Source organism: Kitasatospora sp. NPDC041988, assembly GCF_055588525.1.
Window position 1 is genome coordinate 126,869 of sequence record NZ_JBVJCO010000026.1, and the last position, 16,960, is coordinate 143,828.

The following is a 16,960-nucleotide window of genomic DNA, read 5'->3' on the forward strand; positions in this document are numbered from 1 at the left end:
TCGTCAGCCGGAGAGGGCGGCGCCGATCCGGTCCAGCGAGGAGAGCCGCATCAGGCCGTAGTGGTAGAACTCGACCTCCGGCACGCCCAGCTCGCGCAGGGTGGCGATCTTGGCGGCGAGGTTGGCCGGGCCGTCGCAGTCCGAGGCCATCGGTCGCAGGATCACCGCCATCTCCTGCGGGCGGACGCCGTGCAGGGCGAACGCGGCGATCTTCTCGCGGACGGCCTCCGGGGTCTTCGCGTAGCCGAGCGTCTCGATCTGGTGGGCGGCCTTGGTGAGCGCGGGCAGGTCGATGCCGGAGAGCCAGCCCCTCCCCGGGCCGCCGCCGTCCATGAAGCTCAGCCGCATGCCGTGCCGCTGCGCCTCCGCGGCCACCTCGGCGGCGAGCGAGGTCACCGTCGCGGCGGAGGCGTCCACGTAGGCGGCGAACGAGCCGCCGGCCAGTTCGTCCAGGGCGCCCGGCTCGGCGGCCGCCGCGTCGTCGGCCAGCCGGCGGCGCAGCTCGGTGCGGACGGCCGCGGCCACCTCGTCGGCCGGCACGCCCGCGCGGCCGGCGGCGGCGCGGCAGTGGTCGCAGAAACAGACCCCGAGCAGCGCCTCGGCGACCGGGCCCAGCTCCTCGAAGTAGCGCTCGTGGTGGTAGCCGTGGCGCAGGCCGTGGAAGTGCAGCGACTCGGCCCGGATCGCGTCCACCCCGTACCGGGCCAGCTCGCCGACCAGGGTCACCGCGTACTCGCGGACCTCCGGGGCGGCCGGGCAGAGCTCGGTGAGGTGGCGGTCGCCGAAGGCGTTGGCGGGGGCGCAGTCCGGGTGCTCGAAGCCGAGCCGGTCGTTGTGGCAGAAGACCGTCCACGCGTGCAGCTTGAGCCCGCGGCGCCGGGCCTCGGCGGCGGCCTCGGCGAAGGGGTCGCGGTCGCCGATCGCCGTGGAGGGGGTGGGCCGTAGCCGGCGGCCGGCCCAGCGGGCCGGGTCGGGCCGGAAGTAGGCGGCGCCGGGCTCCAGATAGCGGATCACCCGGTGCGGGTTGTGCGGGAAGACGTCCCGGGCCTCGTGGTAGACCGAGGCGAGGGTGACGCCGCCGACGCCCGCCCGGTCGGTGAGGTTGCCGAAGAAGGTGTCGGCGCCTTCGTCGAGCAGGTCGGTGGCGAAGGCGAGGACGGACGACTCCACGGTGCGGCTCCGGAGCAGGGGGCAGGTGCCCTCTCACGCTAGCCGCAGGGGGTGTGTTGGTCTAGACCTGGCCGGGGTGGACGGGTCCAGGGCTTGTCAGGCAAGCCCTGGCTCAGAGGCCGAGGTCGTCCAGCTCCTTGAGCAGGGCGGCGTTGGGGCCGGCGGCCTGCTGCCGGGCGGGGGTGGCCTGCTGCGGCGCGGGGGCGGGCTTCGGGCCGCGGTTGCGGAAGAGCCAGGCGCCGCCGAGCCCGCCGATCAGCCCGCCGAGGTGGCCCAGCCAGCTGATCCCCGGATCACCGGGCACCACGCCGAGCAGGACGTACGCGTACGCCGCCGCGATCACGACGCCGATCACCGCGTCCAGCAGGTTGCGGTCGAAGAGGCCGCGCAGCACCACGTAGCCGAAGTAGCCGTAGACCATGCCGCTCGCGCCGACCGTCACCGCCTCGGGCCGCTCGAACAGCCAGACCGTCAGGCCGCCGGTGAGGAGGATGACCAGCGAGACCCAGAGGAACTTCTTCATGCCGCGGTAGGCGGCGAGGAAGCCGAAGGCGAACAGCGGCCAGGAGTTGGCCTCGATGTGGTCCCAACTGCCGTGCAGCAACGGCATGGTGAACATGTCCGGCAGCTCGTCCAGGCGCTGTGAACGCAGGCCCCACTCGCGGGAGAGGCCGTAGTCGTCCGTCCAGTTCACCAGCTGCACCAGCCAGATGACGGCCAGGACGCCGAGCATGGTGAAGAGCGCCCGTCGGGAGTCGGCGAGCAGGCGGGCGAGTTTGGAGGCCATGTCACGACTCTAGGGCTTGTCTGACAATTCGCGTCGCATCAGCGCGCGGCGGGAATTGTCAGACAGCCCTAGGACGGGGTGGCCCGCGGCGGCACCCCACTACAGTGAATCGCGTCATTCAGCCTGAGCTGCGCCGTGCAGCCTGCCGAGAGGTGACCATTCATGAGCGTCCGTCCGCCGCTGCCGTACGAGTTCCTGCCGCAGGTGCCGTCCTTCGCGCTGACCAGCGAGGACATCACCGAAGGGGGCACGCTGGCCAAGGAGTTCACCCACGCGGGTGGCAACCTCTCGCCGCAGCTGGCCTGGTCGGGTCTGCCGGCGGGTACCCGGTCCATCGCCGTCACCTGCTACGACCCGGACGCCCCGACGGGCTCCGGCTGGTGGCACTGGCTCGCCCTCGACCTGCCCGCGGGCACCGCCGGTCTGGCGCGCGGCGCGGGCTCGTCCGATGCCGACCTGCCGGGCGACGCCTCCTTCCACGCCCGCAACGACTTCCCCGGCAACAAGTACGACGGCGCCGCCCCGCCGCCCGGCCCCGCCCACCGGTACGCGTTCGCCGTGCACGCGCTGGACGTGGAGAAGCTGGACGTCACCGCCGAGACGCCCGCGGCCCAGATCGGGTTCCACATCACCTTCCACACGCTGGCGCGCGCGGTGATCACGGCTGAGTACGGCGTCTGAGATTCTTTTCGGATGAATGAACCGGTCGAGGTCTGGCGGTTGCCCGAGCAGGAGTTCACGGCGGGCCGCCGGGCCCTCGGCTGGACGGTCGGGCCGGGCGGCGAGCTGGTCGTACTGGTGGTGTCCGAGGAGAACCTGTCGAAGTCCTACGGCTGGGAGCGCCTCGACCTGCCCTGCGATGCCGAGTGGGCGAGTTGACGTGGTGCGAGCTGGTCGGCGGGGCGTGGAAGGAGCGCCGGCGCGGGCGGCTGGGCGTACCGGGGGACCTGGACCGGGTGCGGGCGTACGGGCGGAACGGGGTGCTCTGGTTCCGGGCTGGGAACGGCTGGTACCGGGTGGCGGCCTAGCTGTCGCTGTCTGTGGCCTGACCCGCGCTGTCGGCCGCGCGGTTGGCGCGGGCGGCGAGGGCGCGCAGGTGGGCGTTCATCTCCGGCGGCTCGTGCACCTCGAACTCGCAGCCCAGCATGAGCAGGCGCATGGCCAGGTATTCGAGCGAGTCCGCCCGGGAGCGGATGAGGCAGCTCTGCTCGTCGATCGCCTCGACCGAGGAGTCGTTGTTCCGGTTGAGCCAGCGCTCGACCTCGGCGGCCGGTGTGTGCAGGGTGGCGACCAGGGTGTAGGTGGGCGTGAGGCGGCGGAGCTTGCTCGCCACGTACGCGGCCGCGTCCTCGGCGGGGAGTTCGCGCGGGGTGAAGCGGGCACCGGTGGCGAAGGGCTCGCTGAGCCGGTCCACCCGGAAGAGCCGCCAGTCGTCGCGGTCGAGGTCGTACCCGACCAGGTACCAGCGCCGTCCGGCCGAGACCAGGCGGTTCGGCTCGACCTGGCGGCGGGTCTCGGCGCCGTTGCCCGCCCGGTAGCCGAAGCGGAGCCGCTCCCGGTTGGTGACGGCGTTGGCGAGCACGGTGAGGTCCTCGGGGTCGACGGTCGGCCCGTCGCCGGTGAGCAGCGGGACGGTGGCCGTGTTCAGCGCGCCGACCCGGCGGCGCAGGCGGCCCGGCAGCACCTGGAGCAGCTTGCCGAGCGCGCGGACGGACGCCTCCTCGATGCCGACCACGGCGTGCCCGGCCGCCGCGCGGAGACCGACCGCGATGGCCACCGCCTCCTCGTCGTCCAGCAGCAGTGGCGGCATCGCCGTGCCGGCCACCAGCCGGTAGCCGCCGATCGCGCCCATCGTCGCCTCGACCGGGTAGCCCAGTTCGCGGAGCCGGTCGATGTCGCGGCGGATCGTCCGCGGGCTGACCTGGAGGCGCTCGGCCAGCTCGCTGCCGGGCCACTCGCGCGGGGTCTGGAGGAGGGAGAGCAGATTCAGGAGCCGTGCCGGGGTGTCCGTCATGCCCTCCAGGATGCCGGACAAGGAGGACAGGATCTGACCTACATGCCCTCTACTGTCGCAGACGTGCCGAAGAGCGAGGTAGTAGAGGAGAACGTGATGGGTGCAGTGGATTCCGACCGGCGGAGGTGGATCGCGCTGGCGATCGTGATGACCGCCTCGTTCATGGACCTGGTGGACGTCACCATCGTGAACATCGCCGTCCCGAGCATCCAGGCGGACACCGGTGCCTCCTTCAGCGCCGTCCAGTGGGTGACCGGCGGCTACGCGCTGGCCTTCGCGATCGGGCTGATCACGGGCGGCCGGCTGGGCGACATCTACGGCCGGAAGCGGCTCTTCCTGCTCGGCATCGGCGGGTTCACCGTCGCCTCCGCGCTCTGCGGGCTGGCGACCGGTGCCGAGATGCTGGTCGCGATGCGGGTGGTGCAGGGTGCGACGGCCGCGCTGATGGTGCCGCAGGTGCTGTCGATCATCCACGCGACCTTCCCCGCGGAGGAGCGCGGCAAGGTGTTCGGACTGTTCGGCGCGGTGGTCGGCCTCGGTGCCGTCTCCGGCCCGATGATCGGCGCGCTGCTGACCGAGGGCGACCTCTTCGGCCTGGCCTGGCGGCCGATCTTCCTGATCAACCTGCCGGTCGGCATCGCCGGGCTGCTGCTCGGCCGGGCGTTCATCGGGGAGTCGCGGGCGGAGAAGGCGCTGAAGCTGGACCTGCTGGGTGTGGGGCTGGCCAGCGCCGGCCTGCTGATGCTGATCTACCCGCTCACCCACGGCCGGGAGGCCGGCTGGCCGCTCTGGGGCTACCTGTCGATGGCCGGTTCCCTGCCGGTGTTCGCGCTGTTCGTGGCGTACGAGCGGATCAAGACGCGGCGGGACGGTTCGCCGCTGGTGGAGCTGTCGCTGTTCCGGGTGAAGAGCTTCGCGGCCGGTATCGGCGTGCAGCTGACCTTCGGCGTCGTCTCGGGGATCTTCTTCCTGGTCTGGACGCTCTACATGCAGCTGGGCCTGGGCTGGAGCCCGCTGAAGGCCGGCACGACCGGCATCCCGTTCTCGATCGCGGTCTCGGTGGCGGCCGGGCTCTCGGTGCAGCAGCTGGTGCCGCGGTTCGGGCGGAAGGTGCTCCAGGCGGGCGCGCTGGTGATGGCGGTGGGCGTGCTGACGTACATCTGGGAGGCCGAGCGGTACGGGACGGCCATCGCGCCGTGGCAGATGGCGCTGCCGCTGGTGGTGATGGGCCTCGGGATGGGCCTGATCGTCGCGCCGATCACGGACGCCGTCCTGGCGGAGGTGCCGCGCGAGCACGCCGGTTCGGCTTCGGGCCTGATCAACACGGTGCAGCAGGTGGGGAACGCGCTGGGGCTGGGCCTGGTGTCGGTGGCGTTCTTCGGCCAGATCGACGACGTGGTCGCGCCGGACGCGGTGGGCGCCGAGTTCAACGGGGCTTTCGTCCACGCGATGTGGTGGGTCGCGGGAGTGCTCGTGCTGGTGTTCCTGCTGATGTGCGCGCTGCCGAAGCGGAAGGCGGCGCCGGCCGCGGACGCCGTCGGGGTGGAGGGGCCGTCGAAGGAGCGGGAGCCCGTCCTGGTCTGACGGTCGGTGTGTGGGGCCCCGGTCGCGAGGCGCGGCCGGGGCCCTCGTGCGCACACTGGGAGAGCAATGGAGCGGCAGGCGGTGGACTCGTCGGCGCTGCGTTCGGTCGGGTACGACGCGGCGCTGCTCTTGCTGGAGCTGGAGTTCACCGGCGGGCGCGTCTACGTGTACGAGGCCGTGCCCGGGCGGGTGCACCGGGAGTTGATGGCGGCGGAGAGCCACGGGCGGTACTTCGTCCGGGAGGTCCGGGGGCGGTACGCGTACCGGCGGTTGGTCTGAGGGTTTCGCCGGTTGGTTGGCCGGTTGGTCGGTCGGTCGGTCGGTCAGGTGGCGCGGCGGTAGCTGCTGCCGTCCTTGGGGCGGGCGAGGTGGCCGCCCTCGACCAGGAAGCGGCGCAGGGCCGGGTAGTCGTCGTGGACGGTCCGCAGCACGTCGTTGACCTCGCGCTCGGTGTAGGCGCGGTCCGGCTCGAACAGGGTGCCGGCGAGGTGGGTGAGCAGCTGCGCGCGGCGGGCCGCCTTACGGGGGATCGTGGTCAGCCGGCCCTCGGCGGAGAAGAGGGCGGACACGCTGGGGGCGGTGGCATCGGTCATCCGCCGAGCCTCGCCCGGCGGGGGGTGGGCGGGCAACACGTTTTCGCCGGTCCGCTACCGCGGCCAGTCCGGGGCGGGGTCGGCCGAGAGGAGCGGGCGGACGGCCCCCAGGACGGCGCCGATGCAGACGTCGCGCAGCTCGGTGCGGGTGCAGGTCTCCTTGGTGAGCCAGTCGACGCAGAGCACCTGGACGAAGACCAACCAGCTCTTGAGCACCCCGGAGACGGCCTCGCGCGCGCCCTCGTCGGCGAGCGGGAGGACGCCGAGCAGGCGGGCGCGGAGGGCGTCCAGTTCGTTGGTCATGATCGTCTGGATCACCGGGTCGCCGGCGAGGACCCGGTTGGCGGCGAGGACGGCGTTGCGGTTGGCCACGAAGTAGTCGAGGTGGGTGTCCATGCCCTGGGCGAGCTGCTCGACCAGGGTGGCGGCGGGGTCGAACCGCGTCTCGGCGAGCAGTTGGTCGGCCGCCTGCTGGTAGACCGCCGCGAACAGCTCCTGCTTGCCCGGGAAGTGCCGGTACAGCAGCGCGCGCGAGACGCCTGCGTGCTCGGCGATGTCTTCCATCAGCACCTCCTCGTACGGGCGCGCGGCGAAGAGCTGCGCGCCGACGGCGAGGAGCTGGGCGCGACGGTCGGCGGGGCTGAGTCGTCTGCGGGAAGTCACGGGAAGAGCCTACTTGACACGTGTCTACTAGCAGGCCCTACTTAAGTAGACGTGTGTCAACTAGCGCGAGGGGTGAGTTGGTCATGGCCAAGGTCAAGGCGCTGCGGTTACTCGCGTGGGCGATGGGGATCGCAGACGTGGCGATCGGGCTCCTCCACGTCCTGGGCGGCAACGCCGCCATCCCGGGCGCGGCGGACGCCGGCCCGACGGTCGACAGCATGGGCCGGTTCTTCGGCGCGATCTTCGTCGGGTACGGGCTCGCCTGGATCTGGGCGGCCCGGCAGACGCCGATCCCGGCGGCGGCGGTCCGGATGCTGACCGGCGTCTTCCTGCTGGGCGCGCTCGGGCGGGTGCTCTCGATCGCGGTGGAGGGCTGGCCGCACGGGTTCCAGGTGGGGCTGATGGTGCTCGAATTCGCCCTGTCGGCACTGTACTTCTGGCTCGCCGACGCGGACGAGAAGGCGGCCACGCGGGCCTGACGTGGCATCCGGAAAAAATCTTCGGCGGGCGTGTCACACCTGGGCGGTGCGGCGGGTCAGAGGGGTGGAAGAGCGCGAGAGACCCGCCCCGCTGAGGAGAATCCGATGTCCATCGCTTACGTCGTCGTCACCGTCCTGGCCGCTGTGATGGCGGGCTTCTCGGGCGGGTCGATCTTCGCCCGCGCCGCGTACGTGGTGCAGCCGCTGGCCGACTACGGCGTGCCGCAGTCGTGGTGGAACTGGCTCGGTGCGGCGAAGGTCGCGGGGGCCGTGGGCCTGGTGGTGGGGCTGTTCGTGCCGGTGATCGGGGTGCTCGCCGCGATCGGCCTGGTCCTGTACTTCGCGGGCGCGGCCATCACCGTGGCCCGGGCGCGGGCGTACGGGCACATTGCGTTCCCGCTGATCTACATGGCGCCGGCTGCCGCTTCGCTGGTGCTGTTCGCCTGACGGGGGCTCTCCGTCGCGCCGTCTGTGCCCGGTACTCCTCGCGAGTGTCGGGCGCAGGCATCGATGAGCCGACGGGGCGCGAGACGCTCCATAAGCGCTGCTTCGGAATGCCGAATCGCCGCTTCTGGAATCATCATCGACAGTAACATTGCACTAACTGTGTGCAATTTTACGCATCGGCGAGATGTCTTGGAATTTTCTCCGGGCGGTAATGATTGCGTAACTGTGGACTAGACCAAATCGTGCGGCCGGTCGCCAATCGGCGTGGCGATGAACGAAGTTGATAGTTCGTCACATCGTTTGGTTGAAAGCGGGATCATCGCGCTCGGAATCGCTCGTTCCGGTCATCGCGCGGCTCTGCCAGACTCCCCGGAATTCAGTTTTCACCGGTAAACGGGGAGTGAGATCTGACGCATGAGCAGACACCGTAGAAAGTCACGTCGGGCGACGGTGGTGGCGGCCGCCGCCACCCTGCTGGCCGGCACGATCGCGTTCGGCCTGGGTGTGACGGCCCAGGCGGACCTGGTCAAGGGCACTGTCGTCGGGGGACAGGGCAACTACAGCACCGTCAACGAGCGTGTGCTGCCGTCACTTTCGGCCCGGACCACCGGTCAGGCCCAGGTGGGCGACCGAATTCCGATGGTCTGCCGCACCACGGGCGACACGGTCGAGAGCAACAATCGATGGATCTGGTCCGGCGCCTTCTACATCGCAGACGCCTTCATCAGGGAGAACACCGGCAACCTGCCGGTCTGCAGCTCCACCCGGCCGACCAGCTGGACGGCGCTCGACATCACCATGCAGAAGCAGGTCCAGGACCAGTGGTGCTGGGACGCCTCCGGCCTGACCATCGCCAACTACTGGGGCTACACCCAGTACAACCAGTACGACTTCTGCCGCCTCGCCGCGCAGGGCCGTTGGCTCGACTGCAACGACAAGCCCGCAACGCTGGAGGACATGGCCAACGGCCTGTCCCGGATCGGCTTCCGCAACACCGGCTACAGCCTGAGCCGCAACGCGTCGTTCAGCGAGGTCGCCAACGAGATAGCCGGCGGCCGCCCGCTCGCCGTGCGGATCGGCTGGCGGTCGGGTGGCGGCCACATGAACGTCATCTACGGCTACGACAGCACCAGCAACATGATCGCGGTGGGCGATCCGTGGCCCAGCACGCAGACCTACACCTGGTGGAACTTCGACACCTACGTCAACAACAACTCGTTCCAGTGGACCCACTCGCGAACGGGCATCCACGCATGAGGAGGCGAACGGACATGCAGAAGTTGAGCGTTGTCGCTCTCACGGCCGTGGTACTGGCGGGGGCGGTCGCCGCCACGACGCCGGCGTGGGCCGACGGCGGGACCGGGCCGAGCGTCGCGGCCGACGTGCCGGACTACGGCGCCGCACAGCAGGTGCTCCACTCCGGTCAGACGCAGACCACCGTCTCCCGCTTCCTCGGTGCCGTGAAGAACGCTGCCGCGCCCGGGGGTGGCGGCACGGGCGCCGACGGCGGCGCCACAGGCGCGCGGCCGAACGCCCCGAAGGCGGTGGGTGCGCCGTCGTTCGAACTGAAGGACCCCGTCCCGCTGTACGAGCTGTCGCCGGACTTCGTCTCGGGCAAGGCCCAGCCGACGGCGCAGGGCGCGTTGAACCTGTCCTACCTCGTCTCGAGGGTGAACGCCGCCGACGGCCATCAGGCGGCGGTGCTGCTCGCACCCCAGGCGAAGGGCGGCAACGGCTGGCAACTGGCCGGCATCCGGGACGGCGACGGCGAGGTCAAGCTGGCGGAGGGCGCCACCGCCGGTGCCCGCACCTTCGGCGAACCACAGATCCACGCCTGGTACCGGCTCACGCCGAGCGGTGACGTCGTGGCGCTCAACTCCGAGGCCACCAAGGGCTTGGGGGGTCACCAGAACATCACGCTGGCGGCCTATCAGAAGCTGGTGTCCGGGCGGTATGCGGACAAGCAGCCCGGCTCCGGGTACGACCAGAAGGGCCTGGCCGGCGGCTTCGGACTGGTGGACGGCGCCCAGGCGGTGGCCGGGGCGCAGCCGGTGCCCGACGCGCAGCCGGTGGCCGGGGCGCAGCCGGTGCCTGACACGCAGCCGGTGGCCGGGGCGCAGCCGGTGCCCGACGCGCAGCCGGTGGCATCGGCCGAGTCGCATACCGCCGGATCCTGGCAGACCGCGGTCGCCGGGGCGGCGGCCGTACTGGTGGTCGCCGGAGGCGGGATCCACCTGCGCCGTCGTCGCGTAGCGGATCGCTGAGGGCCCGGAAAGTTTTTTGGGCCGTCCTGTCACACACGCGTCGTGCGGCGGGTCAGAGGGGTGGAAGAGCACGAGAGACCCGCCCGCTGAGGAGAATCCCTGATGTCCACCGCCTACGTTGTCGTCACCGCCGTCGCCGCGTTCATGGCGGGTTTCTCGGGCGGGTCGATCTTCGCTCGCGCCGCGTACGTCGTTCAGCCGCTGGCTCAGTACGGCGTTCCGCAGGCGTGGTGGAACTGGCTGGGTGCGGCGAAGGTCGCCGGGGCGGCCGGCCTGGTGGCGGGGCTGTTCGTGCCGGTGATCGGGGTGCTGGCCGCGGTCGGGCTGGTGCTGTACTTCCTGGGCGCGGTCGTCACCGTGGTCCGGGCCCGGGACTACGCCCACACCGTGTGGCCGGTGATGTACATGGCGCCGGCTGCGGCCTCGCTGGTGCTGTTCGCCTGACGGAGGCTCTCCGTCGCGCCGCCTGTGCCCGGTACTCCTCGCGAGTGCCGGGCGCAGGCGCTGCGGCGTGATCAGGCCTTGGCCTTGGCCTCCTTGGCGGCGCGCTTCACCTCCTGCTTGTGGGCGCGCACCTTCTCCAGGGACTCCGGGCCGGTGATGTCGGCGACCGAGTGGTACGCCCCCTCCTCGCCGTAGGCGCCCGCCGCCTCGCGCCAGCCCTCCGGCTGCACGCCGTACTGCTTGCCGAGGAGGGCAAGGAAGATCTGCGACTTCTGCTTTCCGAACCCGGGGAGGGCGTTGAGGCGGCTGAGCAGTTCCCGGCCGGACTTGACGTCCCGCCAGAGACCGGCCGCGTCGCCATCGTACTGGGCGACGAGGAACTGGCAGAGCTGCTGGACCCGTTTGGCCATCGCGGCCGGGTAGCGGTGGACGGCCGGCTTGGCGGAGAGGAGGGCGACGAAGGCCTCCGGGTCGTGGACGGCGATCTCGTGCGCGTCGAGGTCCTCCCGCCCGAGCCGCTGCGCGATGGTGAGCGGGCCGGTGAACGCCCATTCCATGGGCACCTGCTGATCGAGCAACATCCCGACGAGCGCGGCGAGCGCGCTGCGCCCGAGCAGTTCGTCGGCCTCAGGCTGCTGCGCGAGCCGGACGGTGACGTTCATGGGCAAGCCCTCCTCGGATCGTGGAGACTCGGGTCGCCGCCCAGTCTGGTGGACGGGGGAGGAGGGGGAGGGGTCAACACGCCCAGGGGCGGAGAATCCTTGGAGTGGCTGGGTGGTTCGTTAGCGGAGTTGTTGTGTGGTCAGGTATTGCGCGGGATATTCCTCTGCTTTGCCCGGCGCGGGGCGTGATCAATCGTGTCCGGATCGATCGATTTTCCGGGGGCCGGCTCAATCAAGTGCGGCCAGGAATGGTCGTTTGGCGGCGATATCGTCAACAGGCTTGGTAGGCAAGGCCGTTGTGGTACGTCCCGTGGCCTAACAGAAAATAGGCGACCCCGGCGGTGCTACCAACACCCCGGGGCCCGGCACCAGGAGAAAGAGCTCCCGACGCGTATCCATCGTACCGAACAGGTACGCCACTTCACCGTGCTTCCCAACGGCCTGTTGCAGGACAGGCGGCTGAGTTACACCGCCCGTGGGCTGCTCGCGGACCTCCTCTCCCGGCCCGACGGATGGCGGGAGGACGGTCGGCACATGGCCGACACCAGCCCGCAGGAGCGCGGAGCCGTCCGGCGGGCGCTGAAGGAACTGACCGACGCCGGGTACTACCGGGTCGAGAAGATCCGGATGCCCGACGGGACGATCCGCAGCGAGGCGCACGTGTACGACACCCCGCAGCGATCGGCGCCAAGTGTCACCCTTCCGGCGGCCGGTGGAGGGGGTGCCGGGCCCGCAGGCACCCTGGATTCGGGCAGGATGCCCTGTGGCTTCATGCCCTCCGGCCCTCCGGCCGACCAAGATGAGACGGTGCTCATCGCAGGGTGAGCGAGGTCTCGGATTCGACGTACGCCAGCTTCTCCGGGTTGCGGACGTAGTAGAGGCCGGTGATGCGGGCGCCCTCGACCCGGGCCGCCATGACGCCGTCGAGCTCGCCGTCCAGGTGGACGAGGAGTGCCGGGCTGCCGTTGACGACGGTGGGGGCGACGACGATCGGGCGTTCGTTCTTGCCGAGGCCGCCGAGCATGAAGCGGGCCACCTTGTCGGCGCCCAGCACCGGCCGGCGCGCGGCCTGCTTGATGCCGCCGCCGTCGCTCATCAGGACGATCTCGGGGGCGAGCACGTCGAGGAGGCCCTGCAGGTCGCCAGTTTCGAGCGCGCGATGGAACGACTCCAGCGCCGCCCGGGTCTCGCTTGCGGAGGCCACCTCGCGGGGGCGGCGGGCGTCGACGTGCCGACGGGCGCGGTGCGCGATCTGGCGGACGGCCGCGGGGCTCTTGTCGACGGCAGCCGCGATCTCGTCGTAGCCGACATCGAAGACCTCGCGCAGCACGAAGACGGCGCGCTCCGTCGGCGACAGCGTTTCGAGGACGAGCATCAGCGCCATCGACACACTCTCGGCGAGCTCGACGTCCTCGGCCACGTCCGGCGCGGTGAGCATCGGCTCGGGCAGCCAGGGGCCGACGTACGCCTCCTTGCGGCGCGACATGGTGCGCAACCGGTTGAGCGACTGCCGGGTCGTGATCCGCACCAGGTAGGCGCGCTGGTCGCGCACCTGCTCCAGATCGACCTCGACCCACCGCAGCCAGGTCTCCTGGAGGACGTCCTCGGCGTCGGCCGCCGATCCGAGCATCTCGTAGGCGACGGTGAAGAGCAGGTTGCGATGGGCGACGAACGTCTCGGTCGCCGTGCCGATGGTGTGGTCGCTCATCTCTCGACCTTCTCCTTCGTTGCGGTACGTCATCGTGCGGGTCGTCGGGAAGCCTTTGCGGCCGTCGGTCAGACGGTGAAGGGCTCGATGTCGAAGCGGCCCCACGCGATGAATGCCGCGAGAGCGAGATAGATCACGTTCACCGCCACAAACCTGTCGAGACCGCCGTGGCGGTGATGGGTGATCATCGCACCGACCATCAGCAGGACCCAGCAGGCGGCGGTCACCGGCACCAGCGCCGGAGCGATGCCGACCACGGCGGGCAGGACCAGGCCGACCGCGGCGAGGAGTTCGAGCACCCCGAGGGTCTTGACGAAGCCGACGCCGGCGTCTTCGGTCCATTCCCCGCCGGGGGCCTTGGCCAGCTTCTCCTTCGGCACGAACGCCTTGCTGATGCCGCTGGCCAGGGAGACCACGGCAAGCAGTCCGGCAGCGATCCACAGCGCGAGGTTCATGGGGTGCTCCTTCGGTTCCGGCGGCTCGGCCTCAAGACACCGCGTGATCAGCGGTTGTGACACCGTGTGAGGCGGATCACTCCGCGGGTGGGGTTCGGCGGCCGGGACCTGGGGTGGACGAGGGTTCCCCCGGTGGGGGGAGGACAGGATCGTCCGGCTGCCGGATCCGGGGGAGGGGTGTGAGGCGGGAGACTCGGTTTGTGGGCGGGGGGCGCGTTGAGGCCGCCCGTCGAGACCGATTCCTCTGGAGGACCTGATGGCCGCCGTGACCGCGATGCCGCTGCCGAACCACCGCTCCCAGTGGGCCGGTTACGCGGCTGCCGGGGCGGCGCTGGCGTACGCGGCGCCGCACTTCTGGTGGGGCGCGGGAATCGCGGCGACCTTCCCCGGGGACTTCGACTCAGCCCCGCACGGCACCTGGGAAGCGGCCGTCGGCTACTGGGGGATGGGCGCGGTGGCCGTCTTCGGCGCGCTACTGTCGCTCGCCCTCGTCCACCCGATGGGCTGGCGCATCCCGGCCCGGCTGATCGCCGTCCCGGCCGGGCTCGCTTCGATCGGGATGACGCTCTGGGGCTTCACGTACTTCGCCATGCGGTACCTGCTCGCCGCCGGCCGCGTGGTCTCCGCCCCGGAGTTCGCCGCAAGGGACGCCCACCCGCAGGCCGTGTGGGGGCTCTTCTGGTACGGCCTCTTCGTGGTCTGGGGCGTCACGCTGGGCGCGGCCGCCTGGCAGCGGTTCCAGGCCGGCCGGGCGTGAGTTGACGCTGTCAGGCGTTGAACTCGCCGGTGTGGACGGCGGCGATGAAGGCGGCCCACGCGGCGGGGGTGAAGGTGAGGGCGGGGCCGTGGGGGTCCTTGCTGTCACGCACCGGGACGAGGCCGGGGTAGCCGGGGGCCACCTCGATGCAGTTGCCGCCGTTGCCGCCGGAGTAGCTGCTCTTGCGCCACAGAGAGGTCGTCAGTTCGAGGGCTTGGGACACGGTTGCTCAGTCCTCTCATGATGCGGTGGATCAGGCGGACGGACTCCGGCTCCGACAAGGCCGCTGCTCTGGCCCGATCATAGTCAGTCGTCCAGCGCTCGACCTGATCTGCATCGTCGATGAAGTGGCCCCGGTTCAGGCTCTCTGAGTAGACGCGGCGACTACCGTCCGGCATCTCCAGAACGACCATGCCCGGAACCCATGCCCTCGCCGCTGCGCTGAAGGGGAGGACCTGGACGATGATGTTTCTACGTTGCATCGAGTCGATCACATGCTGCATCTGCTCCAGCATCACATCGCGGCTGCCAATCATGCGTACCAGGGTTGCCTGTTCAAGGATGGCAATGAGAAGCGGGGCGTTCCGCGGAGCCAGCAGCCGGGCCTGACGCTCTAGGCGGGCCTTGGCCATGGTGTCGATCTCACTGGGGCCCAGATCCTCGTTCTCCTCGGCAAATAGCGCTCGCATGTAGCACTCGGTCTGGAGCAGGCCCGAGATTCGACCTGTTTGGAGCTCTCGAATCACCCGTGCCTTCGCCTCGGACCTCGCGAACTCCTGGAACCAGTCCGGGTGGTAATCGTGCAAGTACGGCGCGACTAGCTCATAGCTTCGAATCAGGTGCCCGCCCGCGCCGAGCGCCTTGTCGAACATCGCCGCATCCTTGAGCGTCGGCGGTGCCTTGCTCAGCTCGAACTGCGACACCCGCGTCTGATGGATGCTCACCATCACGGCCAGTTCGTCCTGTCGCAGGCCCGCCGCCTGCCGCCAGTGGGCGAGTTCGTCTCCCCAGGTCCTGGGCCGGTCGCCCGGATCCACCTTCCTGCGAGCCATGGCCGGCCCACCTCCCCCGCTGTAAGAGCGCCTGAAGTGTCTTGTGGAAACCCTTGGTTATCCCACGGTCACAGACCGACACTTCCTTCGCAAGGGATTCGCGAAAACGCGACGGCACTCGCGTTCCTCCTGCGCTCCTCCCGCAACGGATCGTCCTCGAACAGTGGATTAGATATGACGAACCTCATCATCGAGCGGAACTTCCCGCCCTGCCTCTGCGCGAACTGCAACGACGCCATCCCCGAGGCCCGCCTCGACAGCGAAAGCATCGCCCCCGCCGTGCCCGCGCCCGTCCCCACCGCCGTCCCGCCCGTTCTGCCGTACCGCCCCGTCAGAAGGGGCGAGGCCGTCTTCGACGTCCGCAGCGGACGGTGGGGCGCGTTCATGGCCTTCCACCACGGCATGGCGTTCCTCCGCCCCTTCGGCGGTGGCGTCGAATGGGAGACGGCTCCCCGCTGGCTCTCGCAGCACAAGCCGCCGAAGCCCTCCGCCGCCTTCTGATCCCCTCAACTCCGCACCCGAGGAACCACCATGAGCATGCTGGGCAGGATGACGGCCTACGACCGCCGCCGCGCCGCCGACGCCTTCGACGACTTCCAGGCCACCCTGGCCGCCGCCGGCCTCACGCTCCCCTCGGCGGGCGTGGACTGGCGGTCCGCCCAGAGCACCGGGGTCGTGCTGATCGACCTGGGCGCCGTCCGGGCGGACGTCGTCGAGCGGCTCACCGACCTCATCCGCAAGGGACTTCGCAGGTGAGCCCGTCCGTTCGAGCCGAGGTGGCCGCCGTCCTCCTGGTCGTCGGCGCGTCGGTGGCCGTCTCCACCGTGGCCGCCCTGCTGGTCGACCCCGGTCAGCCGGGCGTGCGCCGGCTGGTGTGGTGGATGGTGAACGCCGCCGCCCTGGTGACCGGCATCCCGCACAGCGAGGGCTGGGCGACGGCCTGGCAGCGGCGGCGCCGGGGCGGGTTCGACGGGACGGACACGGGATCTCCTGTCCGGCGTCAGAGCGGTGCCAGGATCATCAGGACTTCGTCGCGGTCGTCCCCGGGGCCGAGGCGAAGGGCACCCGGCCAACGGCCGATCTCCCGCCAGCCGAGGTGGCCGTAGAAGTCCTCCAGCCCGACGCCGCCGCGTGCGGCCAGGCGGAGTTGTTCCAGCCCCATCTCGTCGCGGGCGATGTCACGAACGTGGTGCATGAGGGCGGCCCCGATGCCGCGGCCCCGCAGGCCCGTCCGTGTCTGGACGTGGTGGAGCGTCCCCCAGTGGGCGACGAGCTCGAAGGGATCACGCCGGACGTTCAGCCACCCGGCGAGGTTGCCGTCGACCGACGCGACCACGAGGCGGCTCGTCTGCGCCGCAAGGCCCGCGACGAGGGAGTCGAGCACAGGGGCGGCCTGGCCCGCGTCGATGGGCGGGAAGGGAAACCCGGCTGCCCCGCCGGCGTTGGTGACCTCGATCCAGCAGTCGAGGAGTGCCTGCCTCAGCTCCGGCGTGACGTCACCCGGGGCTGTGGCCTGTCGCAGGTCGAGGGGTCCGCTGTTCATGCGGGTGATCATCGCAGCCGGCGCCGACTTCACCGGCCGGCCGGAAAACCGGTTCGGCCGTCCTGTCACACACGCGTCGTGCGGCGGGTCAGAGGGGTGGAAGAGCACGAGAGACCCGCCCGCTGAGGAGAATCCCTGATGTCCACCGCCTACGTTGTCGTCACCGCCGTCGCCGCGTTCATGGCGGGCTTCTCGGGCGCGTCGATCTTCGCCCGCGCCGCGTACGTCGTTCAGCCGCTGGCCCAGTACGGCGTTCCGCAGGCGTGGTGGAACTGGCTGGGTGCGGCGAAGGTCGCCGGGGCGGCCGGCCTGGTGGCGGGGCTGTTCGTGCCGGTGAT

The 16,960-nt window shown here is 70.6% G+C and carries 27 protein-coding genes; 15 read left to right on the top strand and 12 right to left on the bottom strand.

Features of this window, described 5'->3' with window-relative positions; genetic code table 11:
* Window positions 1-3: 3 nt before the first annotated feature.
* The gene (locus ACZ6NC_RS25110) at window positions 4-1,170 is read right to left on the bottom strand and encodes a hypothetical protein (RefSeq protein WP_465736003.1); all 1,167 of its coding nucleotides are present in this window, start codon (window positions 1,168-1,170) and stop codon (window positions 4-6) included.
* 112 nt (window positions 1,171-1,282) lie between these two features.
* Window positions 1,283-1,957, bottom strand: coding sequence for a rhomboid family intramembrane serine protease (locus ACZ6NC_RS25115; protein ID WP_465736004.1), 675 nt, complete (start codon window positions 1,955-1,957; stop codon window positions 1,283-1,285).
* Between the two features lie 162 nt (window positions 1,958-2,119).
* Between ACZ6NC_RS25115 and ACZ6NC_RS25120 the strand changes: the two genes are divergently transcribed.
* The 3 genes from ACZ6NC_RS25120 to ACZ6NC_RS25130 are packed head-to-tail and all read left to right on the top strand — an operon-like array spanning window position 2,120 to window position 2,985.
* On the top strand, window positions 2,120-2,638 hold the full coding sequence (locus ACZ6NC_RS25120) for a YbhB/YbcL family Raf kinase inhibitor-like protein (protein ID WP_465736005.1): 519 nt from the start codon (window positions 2,120-2,122) through the stop codon (window positions 2,636-2,638).
* A 12-nt stretch (window positions 2,639-2,650) separates the two neighbouring features.
* Window positions 2,651-2,836 carry a hypothetical protein gene (locus tag ACZ6NC_RS25125; protein WP_465736006.1) on the top strand — a complete coding sequence of 62 codons (186 nt, stop codon included), beginning with the start codon at window positions 2,651-2,653 and terminating at the stop codon, window positions 2,834-2,836.
* On the top strand, window positions 2,824-2,985 hold the full coding sequence (locus tag ACZ6NC_RS25130; protein ID WP_465736007.1) for a hypothetical protein: 162 nt from the start codon (window positions 2,824-2,826) through the stop codon (window positions 2,983-2,985). Before ACZ6NC_RS25125 ends, ACZ6NC_RS25130 begins: the two co-directional genes overlap by 13 nt.
* Here ACZ6NC_RS25130 and ACZ6NC_RS25135 read toward each other — a convergent pair.
* Complete coding sequence (locus tag ACZ6NC_RS25135) at window positions 2,982-3,971, bottom strand: helix-turn-helix transcriptional regulator (RefSeq protein ID WP_465736033.1); 990 nt, start codon at window positions 3,969-3,971, stop codon at window positions 2,982-2,984. The genes ACZ6NC_RS25130 and ACZ6NC_RS25135 overlap by 4 nt on opposite strands.
* A 96-nt stretch (window positions 3,972-4,067) precedes the next feature.
* On the opposite strand from ACZ6NC_RS25135, the gene ACZ6NC_RS25140 reads away from it, so the two are divergent.
* Together ACZ6NC_RS25140 and ACZ6NC_RS25145 are read left to right on the top strand one after the other, a co-directional pair.
* The gene (locus tag ACZ6NC_RS25140; RefSeq protein ID WP_465736008.1) at window positions 4,068-5,555 is read left to right on the top strand and encodes an MFS transporter; all 1,488 of its coding nucleotides are present in this window, start codon (window positions 4,068-4,070) and stop codon (window positions 5,553-5,555) included.
* 66 nt (window positions 5,556-5,621) lie between these two features.
* Window positions 5,622-5,834, top strand: a complete 213-nt coding sequence (locus ACZ6NC_RS25145; RefSeq protein WP_465736009.1) for a KTSC domain-containing protein — start codon at window positions 5,622-5,624, stop codon at window positions 5,832-5,834.
* Between the two features lie 44 nt (window positions 5,835-5,878).
* Here ACZ6NC_RS25145 and ACZ6NC_RS25150 read toward each other — a convergent pair whose 3' ends face one another.
* Together ACZ6NC_RS25150 and ACZ6NC_RS25155 are read right to left on the bottom strand one after the other, a co-directional pair.
* Complete coding sequence (locus ACZ6NC_RS25150; RefSeq protein ID WP_465736010.1) at window positions 5,879-6,148, bottom strand: DUF2087 domain-containing protein; 270 nt, start codon at window positions 6,146-6,148, stop codon at window positions 5,879-5,881.
* A gap of 54 nt (window positions 6,149-6,202) precedes the next feature.
* A complete protein-coding gene (locus tag ACZ6NC_RS25155) occupies window positions 6,203-6,811 on the bottom strand; it encodes a TetR/AcrR family transcriptional regulator (protein WP_465736011.1) in 609 nt (202 codons plus the stop codon).
* Window positions 6,812-6,894: 83 nt separating this feature from the next.
* On the opposite strand from ACZ6NC_RS25155, the gene ACZ6NC_RS25160 reads away from it, so the two are divergent.
* From ACZ6NC_RS25160 to ACZ6NC_RS25180, 5 genes are all read left to right on the top strand, one after another.
* On the top strand, window positions 6,895-7,290 hold the full coding sequence (locus ACZ6NC_RS25160) for a DUF4345 domain-containing protein (RefSeq protein WP_465736012.1): 396 nt from the start codon (window positions 6,895-6,897) through the stop codon (window positions 7,288-7,290).
* A gap of 105 nt (window positions 7,291-7,395) precedes the next feature.
* Window positions 7,396-7,737: a DoxX family protein gene (locus tag ACZ6NC_RS25165; protein ID WP_465736013.1), complete on the top strand. Its 342-nt coding sequence runs from the start codon at window positions 7,396-7,398 to the stop codon at window positions 7,735-7,737.
* A gap of 414 nt (window positions 7,738-8,151) precedes the next feature.
* Entirely contained in the window at window positions 8,152-8,994 is an 843-nt protein-coding gene (locus ACZ6NC_RS25170; RefSeq protein WP_465736014.1) for a papain-like cysteine protease family protein, read from the top strand.
* 14 nt (window positions 8,995-9,008) lie between these two features.
* Window positions 9,009-10,001, top strand: a complete 993-nt coding sequence (locus tag ACZ6NC_RS25175; RefSeq protein ID WP_465736015.1) for a hypothetical protein — start codon at window positions 9,009-9,011, stop codon at window positions 9,999-10,001.
* A 102-nt stretch (window positions 10,002-10,103) separates the two neighbouring features.
* Entirely contained in the window at window positions 10,104-10,445 is a 342-nt protein-coding gene (locus ACZ6NC_RS25180) for a DoxX family protein (RefSeq protein WP_465736016.1), read from the top strand.
* A gap of 71 nt (window positions 10,446-10,516) precedes the next feature.
* Here ACZ6NC_RS25180 and ACZ6NC_RS25185 read toward each other — a convergent pair whose 3' ends face one another.
* Entirely contained in the window at window positions 10,517-11,107 is a 591-nt protein-coding gene (locus ACZ6NC_RS25185) for an HhH-GPD-type base excision DNA repair protein (RefSeq protein WP_465736017.1), read from the bottom strand.
* A 534-nt stretch (window positions 11,108-11,641) separates the two neighbouring features.
* Here ACZ6NC_RS25185 and ACZ6NC_RS25190 point away from each other — a divergent pair.
* Window positions 11,642-11,932, top strand: coding sequence for a hypothetical protein (locus tag ACZ6NC_RS25190; RefSeq protein ID WP_465736018.1), 291 nt, complete (start codon window positions 11,642-11,644; stop codon window positions 11,930-11,932).
* On the opposite strand, the gene ACZ6NC_RS25195 is transcribed toward ACZ6NC_RS25190, so the two are convergent.
* The gene (locus ACZ6NC_RS25195; protein WP_465736019.1) at window positions 11,919-12,815 is read right to left on the bottom strand and encodes an RNA polymerase sigma-70 factor; all 897 of its coding nucleotides are present in this window, start codon (window positions 12,813-12,815) and stop codon (window positions 11,919-11,921) included. The two genes, ACZ6NC_RS25190 and ACZ6NC_RS25195, sit on opposite strands and share 14 nt — an antisense overlap.
* Window positions 12,816-12,883: 68 nt before the next feature.
* Window positions 12,884-13,270, bottom strand: a complete 387-nt coding sequence (locus tag ACZ6NC_RS25200) for a DoxX family protein (protein WP_465736020.1) — start codon at window positions 13,268-13,270, stop codon at window positions 12,884-12,886.
* Between the two features lie 256 nt (window positions 13,271-13,526).
* On the opposite strand from ACZ6NC_RS25200, the gene ACZ6NC_RS25205 reads away from it, so the two are divergent.
* Window positions 13,527-14,027 (top strand): DUF3995 domain-containing protein, encoded by a 501-nt coding sequence (locus tag ACZ6NC_RS25205; protein ID WP_465736021.1) that lies wholly within the window; start codon window positions 13,527-13,529, stop codon window positions 14,025-14,027.
* A 10-nt stretch (window positions 14,028-14,037) separates the two neighbouring features.
* Here ACZ6NC_RS25205 and ACZ6NC_RS25210 read toward each other — a convergent pair whose 3' ends face one another.
* Window positions 14,038-14,169: a DUF397 domain-containing protein gene (locus ACZ6NC_RS25210; protein WP_465736022.1), complete on the bottom strand. Its 132-nt coding sequence runs from the start codon at window positions 14,167-14,169 to the stop codon at window positions 14,038-14,040.
* Window positions 14,132-15,079 (bottom strand): helix-turn-helix domain-containing protein, encoded by a 948-nt coding sequence (locus ACZ6NC_RS25215; protein ID WP_465736023.1) that lies wholly within the window; start codon window positions 15,077-15,079, stop codon window positions 14,132-14,134. The genes ACZ6NC_RS25210 and ACZ6NC_RS25215 overlap by 38 nt, the downstream gene beginning before the upstream one ends.
* 174 nt (window positions 15,080-15,253) lie before the next feature.
* On the opposite strand from ACZ6NC_RS25215, the gene ACZ6NC_RS25220 reads away from it, so the two are divergent.
* Window positions 15,254-15,580 (top strand): hypothetical protein, encoded by a 327-nt coding sequence (locus tag ACZ6NC_RS25220; protein WP_465736024.1) that lies wholly within the window; start codon window positions 15,254-15,256, stop codon window positions 15,578-15,580.
* Window positions 15,581-15,610: 30 nt separating this feature from the next.
* The gene (locus ACZ6NC_RS25225; RefSeq protein ID WP_465736025.1) at window positions 15,611-15,835 is read left to right on the top strand and encodes a hypothetical protein; all 225 of its coding nucleotides are present in this window, start codon (window positions 15,611-15,613) and stop codon (window positions 15,833-15,835) included.
* Window positions 15,836-15,929: 94 nt separating this feature from the next.
* Here ACZ6NC_RS25225 and ACZ6NC_RS25230 read toward each other — a convergent pair whose 3' ends face one another.
* Entirely contained in the window at window positions 15,930-16,061 is a 132-nt protein-coding gene (locus ACZ6NC_RS25230) for a hypothetical protein (RefSeq protein ID WP_465736026.1), read from the bottom strand.
* Between the two features lie 18 nt (window positions 16,062-16,079).
* Window positions 16,080-16,622, bottom strand: a complete 543-nt coding sequence (locus ACZ6NC_RS25235) for a GNAT family N-acetyltransferase (protein ID WP_465736027.1) — start codon at window positions 16,620-16,622, stop codon at window positions 16,080-16,082.
* A 138-nt stretch (window positions 16,623-16,760) separates the two neighbouring features.
* Between ACZ6NC_RS25235 and ACZ6NC_RS25240 the strand changes: the two genes are divergently transcribed.
* Window positions 16,761-16,960: DoxX family protein (locus tag ACZ6NC_RS25240; RefSeq protein WP_465736028.1), on the top strand; the 200-nt coding region annotated here is incomplete at its 3' end.